17 protein-coding genes and 1 other RNA gene are annotated in these 17,511 nt (G+C 71.0%); 15 read left to right on the forward strand and 3 right to left on the reverse strand.

What is annotated here, in order from left to right; translation table 11 throughout:
• The first annotated feature begins 30 nt into the window (after positions 1-30).
• Positions 31-1,479 carry an Asp-tRNA(Asn)/Glu-tRNA(Gln) amidotransferase subunit GatA gene (gene gatA, locus EXW95_RS15850; protein ID WP_174368255.1) on the forward strand — a complete coding sequence of 483 codons (1,449 nt, stop codon included), beginning with the start codon at positions 31-33 and terminating at the stop codon, positions 1,477-1,479.
• A 64-nt stretch (positions 1,480-1,543) separates the two neighbouring features.
• On the opposite strand, the gene truB is transcribed toward gatA, so the two are convergent.
• Positions 1,544-2,485, reverse strand: a complete 942-nt coding sequence (gene truB / locus EXW95_RS15855) for a tRNA pseudouridine(55) synthase TruB (RefSeq protein WP_174368256.1) — start codon at positions 2,483-2,485, stop codon at positions 1,544-1,546.
• Positions 2,486-2,583: 98 nt separating this feature from the next.
• On the opposite strand from truB, the gene EXW95_RS15860 reads away from it, so the two are divergent.
• The 3 genes from EXW95_RS15860 to rnpB all read left to right on the forward strand — a co-directional run bounded on the left by EXW95_RS15860 (position 2,584) and on the right by rnpB (position 4,377).
• Positions 2,584-2,955: a hypothetical protein gene (locus EXW95_RS15860; protein ID WP_174368257.1), complete on the forward strand. Its 372-nt coding sequence runs from the start codon at positions 2,584-2,586 to the stop codon at positions 2,953-2,955.
• A gap of 133 nt (positions 2,956-3,088) precedes the next feature.
• Positions 3,089-3,853 carry a pseudouridine synthase gene (locus EXW95_RS15865; protein WP_174368258.1) on the forward strand — a complete coding sequence of 255 codons (765 nt, stop codon included), beginning with the start codon at positions 3,089-3,091 and terminating at the stop codon, positions 3,851-3,853.
• Positions 3,854-3,941: 88 nt separating this feature from the next.
• Positions 3,942-4,377, forward strand: an RNA gene (gene rnpB, locus EXW95_RS15870) — RNase P RNA component class A.
• A gap of 98 nt (positions 4,378-4,475) precedes the next feature.
• Here the strand turns inward: rnpB and EXW95_RS15875 are convergent.
• Complete coding sequence (locus EXW95_RS15875; RefSeq protein ID WP_174368259.1) at positions 4,476-4,832, reverse strand: DUF423 domain-containing protein; 357 nt, start codon at positions 4,830-4,832, stop codon at positions 4,476-4,478.
• 244 nt (positions 4,833-5,076) lie between these two features.
• Here EXW95_RS15875 and mraZ point away from each other — a divergent pair, with 244 nt between their 5' ends.
• The 8 genes from mraZ to EXW95_RS15915 all read left to right on the forward strand — a co-directional run bounded on the left by mraZ (position 5,077) and on the right by EXW95_RS15915 (position 11,344).
• Positions 5,077-5,505 carry a division/cell wall cluster transcriptional repressor MraZ gene (gene mraZ / locus EXW95_RS15880; RefSeq protein ID WP_174368260.1) on the forward strand — a complete coding sequence of 143 codons (429 nt, stop codon included), beginning with the start codon at positions 5,077-5,079 and terminating at the stop codon, positions 5,503-5,505.
• Between the two features lie 5 nt (positions 5,506-5,510).
• Positions 5,511-6,458, forward strand: a complete 948-nt coding sequence (gene rsmH, locus EXW95_RS15885; RefSeq protein WP_174368261.1) for a 16S rRNA (cytosine(1402)-N(4))-methyltransferase RsmH — start codon at positions 5,511-5,513, stop codon at positions 6,456-6,458.
• A complete protein-coding gene (locus tag EXW95_RS15890; RefSeq protein ID WP_174368262.1) occupies positions 6,455-6,826 on the forward strand; it encodes a hypothetical protein in 372 nt (123 codons plus the stop codon). Before rsmH ends, EXW95_RS15890 begins: the two co-directional genes overlap by 4 nt.
• Positions 6,817-8,154: a penicillin-binding protein 2 gene (locus EXW95_RS15895; RefSeq protein WP_174368263.1), complete on the forward strand. Its 1,338-nt coding sequence runs from the start codon at positions 6,817-6,819 to the stop codon at positions 8,152-8,154. The genes EXW95_RS15890 and EXW95_RS15895 overlap by 10 nt, the downstream gene beginning before the upstream one ends.
• A gap of 451 nt (positions 8,155-8,605) precedes the next feature.
• The gene (locus EXW95_RS15900; RefSeq protein WP_174368264.1) at positions 8,606-9,199 is read left to right on the forward strand and encodes a 3D domain-containing protein; all 594 of its coding nucleotides are present in this window, start codon (positions 8,606-8,608) and stop codon (positions 9,197-9,199) included.
• 93 nt (positions 9,200-9,292) lie between these two features.
• Entirely contained in the window at positions 9,293-10,465 is a 1,173-nt protein-coding gene (locus EXW95_RS15905) for an ABC transporter permease (protein WP_174368265.1), read from the forward strand.
• Between the two features lie 70 nt (positions 10,466-10,535).
• Positions 10,536-10,874 (forward strand): 4a-hydroxytetrahydrobiopterin dehydratase, encoded by a 339-nt coding sequence (locus EXW95_RS15910; RefSeq protein WP_174368266.1) that lies wholly within the window; start codon positions 10,536-10,538, stop codon positions 10,872-10,874.
• On the forward strand, positions 10,871-11,344 hold the full coding sequence (locus EXW95_RS15915; RefSeq protein ID WP_174368267.1) for a thioesterase family protein: 474 nt from the start codon (positions 10,871-10,873) through the stop codon (positions 11,342-11,344). Before EXW95_RS15910 ends, EXW95_RS15915 begins: the two co-directional genes overlap by 4 nt.
• A gap of 19 nt (positions 11,345-11,363) precedes the next feature.
• On the opposite strand, the gene EXW95_RS15920 is transcribed toward EXW95_RS15915, so the two are convergent.
• On the reverse strand, positions 11,364-12,002 hold the full coding sequence (locus EXW95_RS15920) for a cyclase family protein (protein ID WP_174368268.1): 639 nt from the start codon (positions 12,000-12,002) through the stop codon (positions 11,364-11,366).
• Positions 12,003-12,061: 59 nt separating this feature from the next.
• On the opposite strand from EXW95_RS15920, the gene EXW95_RS15925 reads away from it, so the two are divergent.
• The 3 genes from EXW95_RS15925 (at position 12,062) to EXW95_RS15935 (ending at position 17,488) form a co-directional block, all read left to right on the forward strand.
• Entirely contained in the window at positions 12,062-14,434 is a 2,373-nt protein-coding gene (locus EXW95_RS15925) for a tetratricopeptide repeat protein (protein ID WP_174368269.1), read from the forward strand.
• Between the two features lie 51 nt (positions 14,435-14,485).
• Positions 14,486-16,138 (forward strand): S8/S53 family peptidase, encoded by a 1,653-nt coding sequence (locus tag EXW95_RS21195; RefSeq protein ID WP_174368270.1) that lies wholly within the window; start codon positions 14,486-14,488, stop codon positions 16,136-16,138.
• 243 nt (positions 16,139-16,381) lie between these two features.
• The gene (locus EXW95_RS15935; protein WP_174368271.1) at positions 16,382-17,488 is read left to right on the forward strand and encodes an ATP-binding protein; all 1,107 of its coding nucleotides are present in this window, start codon (positions 16,382-16,384) and stop codon (positions 17,486-17,488) included.
• Positions 17,489-17,511 lie beyond the last annotated feature (23 nt).

Consider the following 17,511-nt stretch of genomic DNA (forward strand, 5'->3'; position numbering starts at 1 on the left):
TGGGGGAGACGCCCGGTACACTGGCGCGGTATGGCCTTCACCTCCGCCGCAACTCAGGCGCGCCGCGTTCAGGCGCGTGACCTCTCCCCGCAGGACCTGACCGATCAGGCCCTGAACCGCATCGAGGCGGCCCGCGACCTGAATGCCGTCGTCAGCGTGAATCCGAACGCGCAGGCTCAGGCACAGGCCGTGCAGACACGTCTGGACGCCGGGGAGACCCTGCCGCTGGCGGGCGTGCCGGTCATCGTGAAGGACAACATCAACGTGACGGGCACCGAGACGACCTGCGGGAGCCGCATCCTGCGCGGGTACGTCAGTCCCTACGACGCGACGGCCTCCGCGCGCCTGACCCGCGCGGGCGCCGTGATCGTCGCGAAGGCGAACATGGACGAGTTCGCGATGGGCAGCTCCACCGAGAGCAGCGCGCACGGCCCCACCCTGAACCCCTGGGATACCGGGCGCGTGCCGGGCGGCAGCAGCGGCGGGAGCGCCGTGGCGGTCGCGGCGAACCTCGTGGACGTCAGCCTGGGCAGCGACACGGGCGGCAGCGTCCGGCAGCCCGCCGCGTTCACCGGCGTGTACGGCCTGAAACCCACCTACGGCCGCGTGAGCCGCTCGGGGCTGGTCGCGTACGCCAGCAGCCTCGACCAGATCGGGCCGTTCGCCCGCACCGCGGAGGACCTGGCGCTGATCATGAACGTCATCGCCGGGCACGACCCGCACGACGCCACCAGCCTGGACGCGCCCCCCACCTTCGCGGCGGGCACCCCGGACGACCTGCGCGGCCTGCGCGTGGGCGTGATCACCGAGAGCCTCGCGGGGAACACGGCGGGCGTGGACGCCACCCTGAACGCCACGCTGGACGCCCTGCGCGGCGCGGGCGCGACCGTCAGCGAGGTCAGCCTGCCCGAACTGCGGTACGCCATCGCCGCGTACTACCTGATCGCGATGCCCGAGGCGAGCAGCAACCTCGCCCGCTTCGACGGCATGGTGTACGGCCAGCGCGCCCAGGGCAGCGACCTGACCGAGGCGATGACCCTCACCCGCGAGCAGGGCTTCGGGCCCGAGGTGCAGCGCCGCATCCTGATCGGCACCTACGCCCTGAGTAGCGGGTACTACGACGCGTACTACAGCAAGGCCATGAAGGTCCGCCGCCTGATCGCCGACCGCTTCACCCAGGCCTTCGGGCAGTTCGACGTGCTCGTCACGCCCACCAGTCCGTTCCCCGCCTTCCGGCGCGGCGAGAAGACCAGCGATCCCCTGGCCATGTACGCCGCCGACGTGGACACCGTCGCCATCAACCTCGCGGGCCTGCCCGCCCTGAGCGTCCCCGCCGGATTCGACACGGCGGAGGGCGTGCGCCTCCCGGTCGGCATCCAGTTCATCGCGCCGCCCCTCCAGGACGAACGCCTCGTCCGGATTGCGGGCGGCCTGGAAGGCATCGGCATCGCGCAACCGCAGGTGGCCCCGGGGTACTGATCTCGTGAGTGGGAAGTGGTGAGTGGGTTCAGCTCGTTCCACTCCCCACTCCCTACTCACCCCTTTACGCCCAGGCGCGCACGACTTTCAGCTGTTCGCCGTTGCCGTCCACGACGGCCACGAGGTCGCCGCCCAGGGTGATGACGTGGCGGCCCTGTGCGGTGTGGGCCGGGCGTTTGCCCTGGCGCAGTTCGCGGGCGAGGCGGTCGTCGGCCTCGATGACGGGGAAGTCCAGCGCGGCGAGGTCGGGAATGCCGGTCGCGCCGGGCAGGTCGTTCACGGTCACGGCGCCCCGCAGGTCGTAGCGGCCCACGCGGGTGCGGACCAGGCCGCCCAGGTGCGCGGGCACGCCCAGAGCGGCGCCCACGTCGCGGGCGAGGGAGCGCAGGTACGTGCCGCTGCCCACGCTGGCGCGGACGAGCAGGGTGGGGTACTCGCCCAGCGCGGGCGGCAGCGTGAAGGTGTGCCCGTTTCCAGTTGTGCTGGCGTCCACCGGGGTCCAGTGCTGCGGGTCGAAAGTGCGCGGCGCGGCGTCCACGCTGGGGTACACGCCCAGCAGGTTCAGCGAGTGGATCACCACGTTCCGCGCGGGCAGGTCCAGCGTGCCCCCGGCGCGGGCGACCGCGTAGGCCCGCTGGCCACCCACCTGAATGGCACTGTACTGCGGCGGCACCTGCGCCTGCGGACCGGTGAAGGTGTTCAGGAGCTCCTGCACGCGCGCGGCGTCCAGCGTGGGTACCTCTGCGACCTCCTCCACGGGCCCCTCGGCGTCCAGGGTCGGCGTACCGGCCCCGAGGCTGATCCACGCGAGGTAATCCTTGCTGTCGGCCTCCATGAACTGCACGACCTTCGTGCTGTCGTCCACGCATAGCACCAGCACCCCGGTTGCCAGCGGGTCCAGCGTGCCGGTGTGCCCGACGCGTTTCGTGCCGCGCGCCCGCCTCGCGCGGTTCACGACATCGTGCGAGGTGAGGTTCAGCGGCTTGTCCACGGCAATCACGGGCATACGGGGGAGGGTAGCAGAGGCGGGGCCGCCGCAGTGCCCCCCGGCGGCCGGGACCGCGCGGGACGTTTCCTCTCATCCGGGCGGGTAGACTGGGTCCTGTGTTGCGTGTCGCGTTCTGGCTGACCGCCCTGCTGTTCATCCCGCTGGGCCTGTACCTCTACTTCCTGCCGCCGGACGTCGCGTCCCTGATCGGGGTGTCCCCCCTGTGGCTGGCGCGCGGAGCGGGCGCACTGGTGCTCGCGTGGGGCGCGTTCCAGGTCGCGGCGGGATTCGCGCCGGACCGCGTGAAGATCGGCGGACTCGTCGGCGGGCACCTGCTGCTGGTCGCGGCGCTCGTTCCGGCGGCGCTGCGCGGCGGGGACGCTCTGGCCGCGCCCGTCCGGACGTCCATGCTGGTCGTGTCGGGCGTGCTGGCCGTGCTGGCCGTCCTGGGCATCCTGGGCACTCCGTCCCGCCGGGGGCGCTTGTGACACGGATTCCGTCTGTTCCGTTCACAACCCGGAATTTCACCGGGTTGCCAACTCCACGCCCGGAATCCGTGCGGCTCCCACTCGCGTCCGCTCGGACGGAATGGTGTGCGCACACCATTCCATCGGAGTCCATATGAGCCCTGAACGCCTCCAGAAACGCCTCGCCCGCGCGGGGGTCGCGTCGCGCCGCGCCGCCGAGGAGATGATCGCGGCCGGGCGGATCACCGTGAACGGCGAGGTCGCCGTGCTGGGCCGCTCCGTCACCGACGCGGACGACATCCGTCTGGACGGGCAGCTCATCGAGACCGAGAGCGTCCCGAAGGTCACGTACATGCTGTACAAACCGCGCGGGTACGTCACGACCGCCCGCGACGAGTACGGCCGCCGCAACGTCCTCGACGCCATGCCGCGCATCCCGGGCCTGCACCCGGTGGGCCGCCTGGACCGCGACTCGGAAGGGCTGCTGCTCCTGACGACCGACGGTGACCTGACGCTGACCATGACCCACCCCCGCTTCGGGCACGAGAAGGCCTACCGCGCCTGGACGGACGGCCCGGCGGAACCCACCCAGGCGGACCTGGACGCCCTGACCGACGGCAGCCTGAAGCTGGAGGACGGCCCGGCGCGGGCGCTGCAGGCGACACCGGCGCGCGGCGGGGCGTTCGTGACGCTCGGCGAGGGCCGCAACCGGCAGGTGCGCCGCATGCTCGAAGACATCGGCCACCCGGTGACGCGCCTGCTGCGCTACCGCGTGGGTGGCCTGTGGCTGGGCAACATGGAGGTCGGCGAGTACCAGCAGCTCGACGAGCGGGACCTGCAGGACCTCCTGCACCCGGAGAAGGTCCCGGCGGCCATCTGGGACCGCCAGTGGGAACGCATCCAGAAACGCTGGGGATAAGGGGGTTGTGGGCTGTGGGTTGTCGGAAGGGCCTTTACCACAACCCACAGCCCACAGCCCATAACCCGGCCTGCTATGCTCTGTCCTTGCGGGGGAATGTTCGGCCGCGCCTGGGCGTGAGTTCAGGTGAGGAAAGTCCGGGCACCGCAGGGCAGGATGCCAGCTAACGGCTGGTCGGCGAGTCAAGCGCCCACCGCGCGCGCCTGCGCGTGGGTGGCGGCGAAGCCGAAGGACAGTGCCACAGAAACCAGACCGCCACCTGCTGACGTTTCAGTACGCGGAGCCCCGGCGCGGGCGGGCAGGTGGTCAGGGTGAAACGGTGCGGTAAGAGCGCACCAGGCCCCCGGGAGACCGGGAGCGCTGGTAAACCCCATCCGGTGCAAGACCCGACAGTGCGCGAGGGCGGCCCGCCCGATGACCGCCAGGATGGTCGCTTGAGGCGCGTGGCGACACGCGTCCCAGAGAGATGGCCGAACAGTCACGCAAGTGGCGGACAGAACCCGGCTTACAGTTCCCCCGCACCACGCGAAACAGGCCGCCCCGATTCCTCGGAGGCGGCCTGTTTCGGGCTGTGGGTTGTCGGTCGTGGGAACAGCTTTTCCTACAGCCCACAACCGACAACCTACACCCCCTTCTTCACGTCCAGCGCGGCCAGTACGAACCCGGCGATCATGAGCGCGCCGCCGATGGGCGTGACCGCGCCGAGCACCTTCACGCCGGTCAGGGCCAGCACGTACAGGCTGCCGCTGAAGATCACGGCCCCGGCGAGCAGGAAGCCGGGCGCGCGGCGCTGGCCCGGCTGGGTGCCCAGCGCGAGCAACGCCAGCGCGGCGTACATCTGGTAGCGGGCGCCGGTCTCGAAGTTGGCGAGCATCGCGGCGTCCAGGCGGGGTTTCAGGCCGTGCGCGGCGAAGGCGCCCAGCGCGACGGCCAGCGCGGCCAGGATCGCGCCGCTTCTCAGGGTGCGGGAGGGGGTCATGCGGGCAGGGTAGCGGGTGGGGGGCGGGGTGGGTGTCCTACCCCGCCCGGGGAGGTCCGGTGGGAATCCGGGGCCACTTGTGGGGGGAAGTGGGGGAGACGGTGGGAATCGGTGGTAAATCGTGGTGGTGGCTGTTACACTCGCCGCATCAACCGAAATGCGTTCAGCTCGTGTTCACGGTTGACCGTGACCGCCCGTCCGGCCGCCTGTGGTGGTGGGACCGGGTGGGGAAGAGGAGAGTCGTTTGCCGTTTGGAGAGTACCCGTACACCATCGACGACAAGGGCCGCGTGGTCATGCCACCCGCGTTCCGTGACTTCGTGGAGGACGGCATGATCCTGACGCGCGGCATGGAGGGCTGCCTGTACGTGTTTCCGCTGTCCAGCTGGAAACGCGTGGAGGACCAGCTCGAGGGCCTGCCGCTCACGGACGCCGAGTCTCGCGCGTTCGTGCGGTTCTTCTACTCTGGCGCGAACAAGGCGCGACTGGACAACCAGAGCCGCGTGTCGGTCCCGCAGACGCTGCGGGCCTTCGCGGGGCTGGACAGCGAGGTGATCGTGGCCGGCGCGCCCGGTCGCCTTGAACTGTGGAATCCGGCGCGCTGGGAAGCGGCCATCACGGCCGTGCAGGACAACCCCCCCAAACCTGACCTTCTCACGAACTTCGTGGCGTGATCCCAATGACTGACCCTGACTTTCCCACTGACTCCCACGCGACCCCGACCGGGGAAGCGCTTCAATCCGACCTCACCCCCGACCCTGACGGGGACACCCTCTCGCACGTACCCGTCCTGGCGGCCGAGGTGCTGGAGATGCTCCAGCCCGCGCCCGGCAAGGTGTTCGTGGACGGCACGCTGGGCGGCGCCGGGCACACGGGTCTGCTGCTCGCGGCGGGTGCCCGCGTGTACGGCATCGATCAGGACCCCTACGCCCTGAACCGCGCCCGCACCGCGAATCCGCACGGTCTGACGGTGCTGGAAGGCAACTACCGCGATATGGTCTCGCTGCTCTCCGGGGTGGGCGTGACGCAGGTGGACGGCATCCTGCTCGACATCGGCGTGAGTTCCTTCCAGCTGGACGACACCGCGCGCGGGTTCTCGTACCACACCGAGGCGCCGCTGGACATGCGCATGAGCCAGTCGGGCGAGAGCGCCGCCGACGTGGTCAACGAGTACGACGCCGAGGAACTGGCGTCGATCATCTACGAGTACGGCGAGGACCGCCTGTCGCGCCGCATCGCGCGGGCCATCCTCGCCGCGCGTGAGCAGGCGCCCATCGAGACGACCGTGCAACTGGCCGACATCGTCAAGCGGGCGTACCCCGGCTTCTCGAAGGGCATCCACCCGGCGCGGCGGACCTTCCAGGCGCTGCGCATCCACGTGAACGACGAACTCGGCGCGCTGCGCGACGGACTGGCCGCCGCGGAGACGCTGCTGGCGCCCGGTGGGCGGCTGGCGGTCATCAGCTTCCACTCGCTGGAGGACCGCATCGTGAAGCGGTTCCTGCTGGGCAGCGAGGTGCTGGAGCCTCTCACGAAACGCCCTGTGGTCGCTGCGGAAGAGGAGCAGGAGACCAACCCGCGCGCCCGCAGTGCGAAACTGCGCGGCGCGCAGCGGGTGACCCCATGAGGCCCCTGCCCACCCTGGACCTGGACCTGACGCTGCCCACCTGGCGGGCGCGGGCGGTGCGGTACCTGCTGATCTACGTCGCGCTCGTCGTGGCGCTGGTCAGCGTGCGGGCCTCCACGAGCGACGTGAGGCCCGCGCTGCGTGAGGCGCAGGGCCGTGAGCAGGCGCTCGTGACGCAGCGCGACAACCTGATCCTGCAGCTCGAGGCGCTGGAGACGCCGCAGCGGATCTTCGAGTGGGCGCGTGGCAACGGCATGGTCCTGTACGCCGCCGCGCCCAAGGACACCGCCGAGATCGCCGGGATTCCCGAGGCGCCCACCCCGACCGCACCGGTCCGCACCGTGGAGGTGACCACGCAGTGGAAGTAAAGATCCGCACCCGCTCGGCCCTGATGCGCCTGATCGCCCTGGCGATGTTCCTGACGCTGGTCTGGGCGTACGCGCAGCTGGAGTGGGGCGCGCCGCAGAGCGTCAAGCAGCGCGTGGTGCAGGCGCGCGGCTCGATCCTGTCCGCCGACGGGCGCGTGCTGGCGACCAGCGTGAACGGGAAGCGGGTGTACCCGCAGGGCACGCTGGCCGGGCAGCTGGTCGGCATGATGGGCGACACCGAGGGCCTGGAGGGTCTGGAGGCCGCGTACAACGGCGCGCTGACGTCCGGGCAGAACCTGAAGCTGACGCTGGACTCGCAGGTACAGGCGGCGGCCGAGGCGGCGCTGGCCCGGGCGGTCCCGGAGCATCAGGCGAAGTACGGTTCGGTGATGGTCCTCGAAACCCGCACGGGCCGCGTCCTGGCGGCCGCGACGTACCCGCCGTTCAACCCGAACGAGTGGCGCCGGTACTCTGACGATGACCGGCGCAACCGGCCGTTCATCGACCTGTTCGAGCCGGGTTCGACCGTGAAGGCGCTGGTGGTGGCTGCCGCGATGAACGAGGGCCTGACCACCCCGAACACGCTGTACAGCACGCCCATGAGCCGCTTCGTGGGGGGGCGCTGGGGGAGCCGCATCGGGGACGCGGTGGCGCACCCGGCGACGCTGACCACGCAGGGCGTCCTGCGCTACAGCAGCAACGTCGGTATGACGCACATCGTCGAGAAGTTCGACCCTGAACGCATGCGCAACTACCTGGCGCAGTACGGGTTCGGGCAGGAGGTGGCGCTGCCGGTCGTGCCTACGGGCCGGGGGTCGCTGCGCCCGCTGGCCGAGTGGGGCGAACTGGTCCGCGCGACGAACTCGTTCGGGCAGGGCATGAACGGCACGAACCTGCAACTGGTGGCGGCGTTCAACGTGCTGGCGAACGACGGGCAGTACGTGTCGCCGCGCCTGATCGAGAACGCCGGTGGCCTGGAACGGCGCGAGGTGTTGCGGCCCGAGGTGGCGCGCACCACGCGGCAGCTGCTGCTGAACGTGATCAACGAGGGCATCTTCGGGCAGGCCGGGATCGAGGGCTACGACCTGGCGGGGAAGACCGGCACGGCTCAGGTGGTCGTGGACGGGCGGTACTCCAGCACGGTGTACGACAGTGTGTTCGCGGGATTCCTGCCTGCAGAGGCGCCGCGCGTGACGATCACGGTGATGGTGCACGGGGCGAAGAAAAATCATCACGGGTCGCAGTTAGCCGCGCCGATCTTCCGGGAGATCTCGGCGCAGGTGCTGTCGTCGTGGGGGGCCGCGCCACACGCCCAGAACGAGCCATGAGGACATAATGAGAAGTGATGTGGAGCTGGCCCTCGGGTCAGCTCTTCTTCTTGCTCGGCTCATGGTCACTCAGGTGCGACTGGTGTCTCAGGTTGCATTCTGGTGGGTGTGCTGGTCTGACAGGCAGTCCCGAGAACGGATTTTCTGTCTGGAGCAGACGTATACTGTGAGAAACTAAATGAGAGTATTAGAATTTGTCTCATTTTAGATATCTCCTATATATCGGAATTTATTGACTTTTTTGTCAGCGGTGCAATTTTTTCAGGTATTTATAATGAGTTTAGAAAAGTGAATATCTTAGAAAATGGTCATATTGAGCCCGTACGCTCATCAGCAGGTAAGTGGAATTCTTCATTCCAGACCGCTGAATGTCCCCACCAACAGGGACCGTTTCACAACCCCACCCCACACGAGCCAGGCACGAGCACCGACGTGCCTGACAGGAGAGTTCATGTTCCAAGCCCCCATCCGCCGACTGCAAGCCCTGATCGTGGCCCTTCTCGGCTTCAGCGTCGCCGCTGCCCAGACCACCCTGCCCACCGCCCCGGCCCTCCCGGCCAGCACCGTCGCCACCGACGCCGTCCGCGACGCCCTGGCCCAGACCGCCCCCACCCAGAACAGCGCCCAGCAGGCCGCCCAGAACCAGGCCGCGCAGAACCGCGCCGCGGGCGTCGCCGCCACGCAGGCCAGCGACACCGTCGCCGTCACGCCCATCCGCGGCAAGAGCGTCATCGCGCGCAGCACCGCCTACAACAGCACCCCCGGTCAGACCGACGCCACGCCGTTCATCACCGCGACCGGCACCCGCACCCGCCCCGGCGTGATCGCGCTGTCCCGCGACCTCCTGCGCATCTTCCCGTACGGTACCCGCGTCATGATCGAGGACCTGAGCGGCCGCTACAGCAGCATGCTCAAGGGCCGCGTGTTCATCGTGGAAGACACCATGGCCGCCCGCAAGACCAACTCCGTGGACGTCTGGATGCCCACCCGCAGCGAGGCCCTGAACTGGGGCGCCCGGCAGATCCGCATCACCGCCATCCGCTGAAGCCCCTCACCCACAGGCCGCCGCCCCCACACCGGGAGCGGCGGTTTTGATGTGGCGTGCCCAGTTGAGCGGGGGGTGCTATCCTCCGCTGTCATGACTGCCCCCGACCGGACGCTCGCCTGGACGCTGGCCCGCGCGCACCTGCGCCGCCGCCGCACCCAGAACGTCCTGACCATCCTGGGCATCGCGGTGGGCGTCATGGCGCTGATCGCCGCGCTGAGCCTCACGAACGGCTTCACCCGCGCCCTGATCAGCGCTACCCTGCGCGCCAGCCCGCACCTGAGCGTCACCAGTTACACGCCCAGCGGCCCCAGCCCGGACCTGGAACAGGCCATCCGCGCCGACGGGCGCGTGCAGGCCTTCACGCCGTTCCTGGCTGACAAGGGCCTCCTGACCCGCCCCGCCAGCAGTGGCCGCGCCGCCGGGGTGGACTTCACCACGCTGTTCGGCGTGAGCCGCGACGCCGCGCGGGTGCTGGACCTGCCCCCCGAGGAACGCCTGACCCTGGGCACCCTGAAAGACGGCGAGGTCATGCTGGGCGCCGCCCTGGCCCGCAGCGTCGGCGCATTCAGCGGCGAGGAGGTCCGCCTGCTGAACAGCAGCCAGCGCCGCACCACCCTGAAGGTCCGGGGCGTGTTCCAGACCGGGAACTACCTGATCGACTCCGCCTACGCCTTCACCAACCTGAAGACCCTGCAACAGCTGCAGGGCACCACGACCATCACCGGGTACCAGCTGCGCCTGTTCAACCCGGACCTCGCCCCCAGGGTCGGCGACGACCTGACCCGCACCCGCGCGTACTCGGCGCTCCCCTGGCAGAGCCTGTACGGCACGCTGCTCGACCAGCTGGCCCTGCAGAAGCGGGTCATCGCGTTCGTGGTGCTGCTGATCGTCGTGGTCGCCGCGTTCGGCATCGCGAACGTGCTGACGCTCGCCGTGTTCGAGAAGACCCAGGAGATCGCCATCCTGCGCGCCATCGGCGCCACCCGAGCCCTGATCACCCGCGTGTTCCTGATCGAGGGCCTGATCCTGGGCTTCGGCGGCCTGCTGCTGGGCAACGTCCTGGGCCTGGGCATCAGCGCGTACTTCACCGTGCGCCCGTTCACGCTGCCCGGTGACCTGTACTTCATCACCACGCTGCCGGTCGAGGTGAAACTCACCGACATCCTCGCCGTGAACGCCATCGGCCTGACCACCACCCTGCTGGCCGCGCTGATCCCCGCCCGGCGCGCCGCGAGCGTGGAACCCGGCCGGATCATCCGCTGACCCGCCCCGTCCACTGAACCGCGTCCCCGACCACACCCCCACCCCCGGCGCGCGGCCTACCATGCCGGGTATGGCGTACGACCCCCGCATCGGCTACGACTCAGCGCGCAAACTCACCGACGGCGATGTCCTGCAGGGCAAACCCGACGGCTGGTGGGGCGACTCCGGGAAACTGTACCGCGACTACCCCTTCCAGAACTTCATGGAGGGCGTGAACTTCGCCGTGCGCGTCGCGCAGCAGGCCGAGGAACGCGGCCACCACCCGGACATCCACATCCACTACCACTACGTCCGCGTGAACTACTACACCCACGACGCGGGCGGCGTCACGCAGCTCGACCTGGACGCCGCACGCGCCCTGGACGCCCTGCTCGCCGCAGATGCGCACTCTGGAAACGAGCAGGCTTGAAGCTCCGCATTCCCGACGCGGACGTCCTGTGGACCGAGGTGCCGGACACGCGCCGCCACGAGCGGACCGTCACCGTGCAGCCCGGTGACCTGGACGACCTGGACCACGTGAACAACACCGTGTACCTCGCGTGGTGCGAGCAGGTCGCCCGCGAGCACGCCCTGCGCCTGGGCATGGGCACCGACGCCCTGACCGCGCTGGGCGCCGTGCCCGTCGCGCGGCAGCACATCATCACCTACCACCGCCCCGCCCTGCTGGGGGATCAGGTGCGGGTCCGCACCGCGCTGACCCTGCACGCCGGAGTCCGCAGCGTCCGCGCCTACGCCCTGGACCGCGTCAACCCCGGCGACCCCGAGGGCGGCGTCCGCCTCGCCGAATGCCAGACCGAATGGGTCTGGGTGGACCCGCAGTCCGGGCGGCCCAAACGCGCCCCGGCTCAGGTCAGCGCCGCGTTCGGCTTCGACGGCTGAACCTCGCAACCTCCTGCACCTACAGCGTCCCGGCCCGCAGCAGGATCGCGCGGGCGGGCGCGCCGTCCACCTCGGCCAGGGGCAGGGGCAGGCACACCAGATCGAACTCGCCGTCCGGGACGCCCTCCAGGTTCAGGCTCTCCAGGATGAACACCCCCGCGTCCCGACACGCCGCGTGCCCCGGCAGGTCCTTGCTGGTCAGGGCGTCCACGCTGGGGCAGTCCGTGCCGATCAGCCGCACGCCGCGCCGCGCCGCCTCCCGCACGAAGGCCGGGGAGAGGGCCGGGAAATCGGTCGGGAAGTGGTCCCAGTGCGCGGGCTGCCCGGTCCGCAGCAGCAGCCTGGGCGCAAGGGTGCCCGGCAGACTGTCCAGCACCTCTGCCTGAATTGCTCCGTCGTGTGCCGTGACCTCCAGCACCCGGCAGCGGCCCACGTACACGTCCAGCGGCACGTCCTGCAACCTCACCCCGGCGTCGTCGTAATGCCACGGCGCGTCCACGTGCGTCCCGGTGTGCGTGCTCGTGCACAGCTCGCCTGTATTCACGCTGTCGCCGGCCGCGATCCGCGCGCCGGGATTCACCCGGAACGGCGCGTCCCCCGGCCAGTTCGGATGACCGGGCGTGAGGAGGCGGGAGATGTCGTGCGGGAACGTCAGCATGCCCCAGGGTACCCGCCCGCCGCTTGTTTCATGCGCCCCTCATCCCCGACAATGCACGCATGACCCTGCGGACACTCGGGACCCTGTCCGTGGAAGGCGTGACCTTCCGCCGGGAGAAGGTCCTGCTGCTCCTCGCGTACCTGTGCCTGGAAGGCCCGCAGCCCCGCCGCCGCCTGGCCGAACTGTTCTGGCCCGACGCGACCAACCCCATGAATTCCCTGGCGCAGCACCTCGTGCACCTGCGCGGCCTGCCCGGCGCCCTGGCCGAGGACGGCCAGCGGGTCGCGGCCGCCATGCCCTGCGACGCTGCCACGCTGCGCGACCTCGTCCGCCGGGGCCGCCACGAGGACGCCGCCGCGCTGTACGCCGGGCCGTTCATGGACGCCCTGACCATCCCCCTGGGCGCCGACCTGGAGGAATGGGTGTTCGACACCCGCGACGCCGTCGCGCAGGACGCCCGCGCCGCCCTGATGACCCTCGGCGCGCAGGCCGCCGCGCACGGCCAGGCCCCCCGCGCCGGGGAACTCGCCGCGCGCGCCCTGACCCTGGACGGCGCCCCGCCCCCCGACGAACTCGACCTGCCCAGACTGCACCACCTCCTGACCCTGGCCGGGCACCCGCTGGCCGCGCAGGTCGAACGGGACGCCCGCAGCCTCGGCCTGAACCTGACCGCCGCGCCCGCTCCCGTCAGCGCCCCCTTCGCCGGACGCGAAACCGAACTGGCCGCCCTGAACACCCTGACCCCCGGCCAGACCGCCTGGATCAGCGGGCACGCCGGAATGGGGAAGACCGCCCTGCTGGAGGCCCTGGCGCGCAGCGGCGGCTGGACGGTCCTCGCGGGCCGCGCCGAACCCCCCTACGCCACCCTGACCCCCCTGACCGCCGCGCCCCCCACCCACCCGCAGGCCGCGCACGCCGCGCTGCGCGACCCGCACCTGCGCGTCGCCATCGACAGCTGGGACGCCGCCGACCCCGCCACGCAGGCCGCCCTGACCCACGCCGCCGCCGCACGCCCCGGCGCCGTCATCGTCATCACGTCCCGGCACCACCCGCCCTTCGACGTGGACCTGCACCTGAACCTCGGCCCGCTGACCCCGGGCGACCTGCGCGCCCACCCGGACCTTCACGCCCGCACCGACGGGCACCCCGTCCTCGTCGGGCACGCCCTGCGCGGCCAGCCGCTCGACCTGCGCCTCGGCGCCCGCGTCCGCGCCTACCCCGACCCCGTGCGCGACGCGTTCCTGCTCCTCGCCCTGCAGGACCAGCCCAACCTGCGCGCCACCCGCGCCGCGCTGAACCAGGACGCCGCCACCTTCGCCCGTACCCTGTCCTACCTGACCACCGAGGGCCTCACCAGCGAAACCGGCCGCGTGTACGCCGCCGCCACCACCCGCGAACACCTGAACCAGATCCACGTGCACGCCGCGCTGCTGCACCTGCGGCTCGCCCGCGCCCTTCCCGAGGACGCCGCCTGGCCCCACTACGACCGCAGCCGCGACCTCTGGGAAGACGCCGACGAGACCCGCGCCGCCCACGCCGCCCGCCACCACGCCCACACCCACCTCAAACGCGGCTACCCCGGACAGGCCGCCGCGCTCCTCGACACCCTGGGTCACCTGCCCACCCTGGCCGTCCCACACGCCTGGGCACTGATCGGCGTGGGCCGCTACCAGGACGCCCTGAACCGCCTGAACACCCTCAGCGCCCACGACCAGCAGGTCAGCGACGCCCTGGCCGCCCGCGCCGTCACCCTGATCCGCCTGGGCCGCACCGACGAGGCCGTCACCCTTGCCGAGCAGATCAGCGGCAGCGGCCCCGACGCCGCCCACGCCGCCAGCGTCCGCGCCCACGCCGCCCGCATGCGTGAAGGGTGGGACGCCGCCCGCCGCCACGCCCAGATCGCCGCCGACCTCTGGAACCTCCACGGCGACGACGAGGCGCACCTGACCGAACTGGGCATGGTCGCCCGCGCCCAGGTCGGCCTCGGATCGGAGCCGCAGGTGGCCTTCGCGGAGGTCCTGCGCCGGTCCCAGGACCTTCCCAGCGTGCACGGCATGATCCTCGTCAACTACGCCGCCGCGCTGGGTGACCGTGGCAGCACCGCCCAGGCCGAGGCCGAACTTCACCGCGCGGTCGAACACCTGACGCTGGCCGGCGACCGCCAGGGGCTCGCCACGGTCCACGGCAACCTGGGCGTCCGGTGCCACCTGGCCGGTCAACTGCGAGAGGCCATCGAGCACTACCGCCGGGCGCTGGCGCTGCTGTCCGGGTCAGGACACATCCGACTGCTCGGCGTGACCCTCAGTAACCTCAGTGAAATCGACGGTGATCTGTCCGGGTTCGAGGACGCCCTCACCCTCCTGGAACAGGCCGGGCAGGTCGAACTGGTGCAGCGGATCCGTCACAACGCACAGATGGTCAGCGCGCCCTGATCATGGCCCGGTCACGACCCACCTGACATGCTGCGCCCCGGAGGGACACCCATGATCCGAACCGCATTCCGAACCCGTCTGCCTGCCCTGCTCCCACTGCTGCTGGGCGCCGCCCACGCCCAGCTCAGCGCGCCCGCCACCGTCGCCCGCACCGCCGGGGTGTACCCGGCTGCCGCCGCACCCGGCGAGACCGCCTGGATCTTCGGGCTCAGTGGCCTCCCCGCCGAGGGAAAACTGAACGTCGGCGGTCAGACCACCGAGTACCGCCTCGACCGCCCCAGCGGCTGGCTGGCCTTCCAGGTGCCCCAGGCGGCCGCCGGGGGACCACAGACCCTCACGCTGCGCGGCGCCCCACAGACCCTGCGGCTGAACGTCCTGACCGTGCCCCCCGGCACCGACGCCCTGGTGTACGTCCGGCCTGACGCCGCGAAGACCGTGCAGGCCGAATACACCCGCCGCCTCCAGGCCCTGACCGAGACCTGCGCCAAAAGCTGCCCGGCCGAGGTGCAGTCGGTGCTCAGACGCCTGAGTGCCCAGCCGTCCCCCGCACTGACGCCCCTGACCGCCCCCGTGAAAGTTCAGGGCGTCACGCCGGGACTGGCCGCGCGGGTCGCCGTGAACCCCGCCGTCCGTGCGCCCCTGATCAACCTGAACACGCTGAAAGCCACGAACCTGACCCAGCTGCTAAACCCGGTTGCCCGTCCGCCCGCCGCGCCCACCGACTCCATCTGCTCGGCACTGGCGGGCACCGTCCCGACCGCCGGACTGCCGCTGGGACAGGTGCTCACGCTGCTGGAGCTGATCTTCGCCGGTGACCTGCAGACCGATCCGACCTGGTCCGGGCACCCTACCCAGAGCGACGCACCGTACCGGGACGAGAAACCCATCACGGTCCTGCAGAAGGTCCTGCAGGTCAGAGCCGCGTCGGGCAAGGGGACGACCATCCACATTCTCGACACGGCCACCGCCACCGGCGACTCCTTCGTGATGGACGGCGACATCAACTACTACAACCAGCTGTACGGCAACCGCCCCTACCACGGGCGCGCCGTCGGGGAGATCGCGCAGGCGGTCGCGCCCGGCGCGCAGCTGAACTACCGGCAGGTCTGCGAGAAGGACGGCAGTTGCTCCACCCTGAAGACCGTGCAGGCCCTGTGCGCCGTCGCCGCCGACGCCCGGCGCGGCGGGCGGCACGTCGTGAACCTCAGCGTGGGCGGCCCGAACCCCACGCGCGGCCTGGAACTCGCGCTGCGCGAGGTGACCGCCCTGGGCGTGCCCGTCGCCGCCAGTTACGGCAACCGCGACGACTGCGCCAGTCTGGTCGCCGGGGACCGCTGCAACCACTACCCCGCCGACTGGACCCGCGCCTTCGAGTTCGGCCCGGCCGTGAATCTGGCGTCACGCAGCCTGCGGCCCACCATGCTGTTCAGCGTCGCCGGGTGGGACATCGCCACACAGGACATGGCGACATACAACCGCGGCGTGGGCAACCCCGGCGTGCTGACCGAGGCGCCCAGCGTGCAGGCCCCCGGTGAATTCTGGCTGGGCGGGTACCCGTACTTCGGGACCAGCTTCGCCGCGCCGGTCGTGAGTGGCCTCCTGGCGAACTGGATGACCTGCCAGCCCGGCGTGCCGCTGCTGCCGCTGATCACCACGCCCGGACAGGTGCCCATCGCGGCCAGCGTCGTGAACGCCTGCCCCTGATACGGACTCCGATTGAATGGGCTGCAAAGCCCGCTGGGTCCGAGCGGAGGCGAGAAGGAGAGAAACGCCCCTCCGGACGTGCAGCCGGCAATCCGGTGAAGTTCCGGAGTGTTGGCGAAACAAACGGAATCCGCATGATTCCGACCACCTGACCCCACCAGACCCGCGCGCCCCTGCCCCGACCGGGTGGGGGCGTGTCATTTTCACTTGACCCCCCCGCCGGGTGTGTCGCTACAATGGTCTATGAAACTTCTCACGTTGGGTGGCCTGCGGGTGGACGGCGCCAGCTACCGCCGCGAGAAACCCCTGCTGCTCCTCGCCTACCTGCTCCTGGAAGGCCCGCAGCCCCGCCGCCGACTGGCCGACCTGTTCTGGCCGGACGCCGCGAACCCCATGAACTCCCTGGCGCAGAACCTCATCCGCCTGCGACCCCTGGGCGCCATCACCGAGACCGACCAGCGGGTCGAGGCGCACCTCCCGTGCGACGCCGCCGACTTCCGCGCCCACCACCGCGCCGCCCGCTGGACCGAAGCCTGCGACACCTACACCGGCGAGTTCCTCGAAGGCCTGCGCCTGGACCTCACCCCCGACCTCGAAGAGTGGCTGCTCGACACCCGCGACACCCTGGCCAGCGAAGCCCGCGCCGCGCACCTCACCCTCGCCGAACACCACCACGCCCGCGCCGAACCCACCCCCGCCCACGCGCACGCCGAACGCGCCTACCGCACCCCCGGCGCGCCCCCCTGCCCCCCCGAGGACCTCACCCGCCTGTGGCACCTGCTCGGCAGCACCGACCACCCCCTCACGCTGCACCTGCGCCGCGACGCCGACGACCTCGGCCTGCGCCTCCCCACCCCCACACCACCCACCCCAGACCACACCCTCATCGGACGACACGACGAACTGAGCACCCTGACCGGCCTCCCCACCGGCAGTGTCGCCTGGATCAGCGGCCCCCCCGGCATCGGCAAGACCACCCTCCTGCGCGCCCTCACCCGCCACGGGTGGCGCCTCCTCAGCGCCCGCGGCGGCCTGCCCCTCGCCACCCTCGAACCCCTCAGCCCCCACCCCCTGAGCAGCACCGCCGACGCCCTGAACCTCCTGCGCGACACCCGCCTGAAACTCGCCATCGACGACTGGGAAGACTGCGACGACACCACGCGCGCCGCCCTGACCCTCGCCGCCCGCCAGACCCCCGGCGCGACCATCGCCATCACCGCCCGCCACCCCCCACCATCCCCACCCCACATCACCTCCCCCTGCACTCCCTCACCGAACACGACCTCCAAGGGCACCCCGGCGCGCACGCCGCCACCGGCGGCCACCCCACCCTCCTCAGCGCGTACCTGAACGGCACCCCACCCGACCGCACC

It is taken from the genome of Deinococcus sp. JMULE3, assembly GCF_013337115.1.
Lineage (GTDB): Bacteria > Deinococcota > Deinococci > Deinococcales > Deinococcaceae > Deinococcus.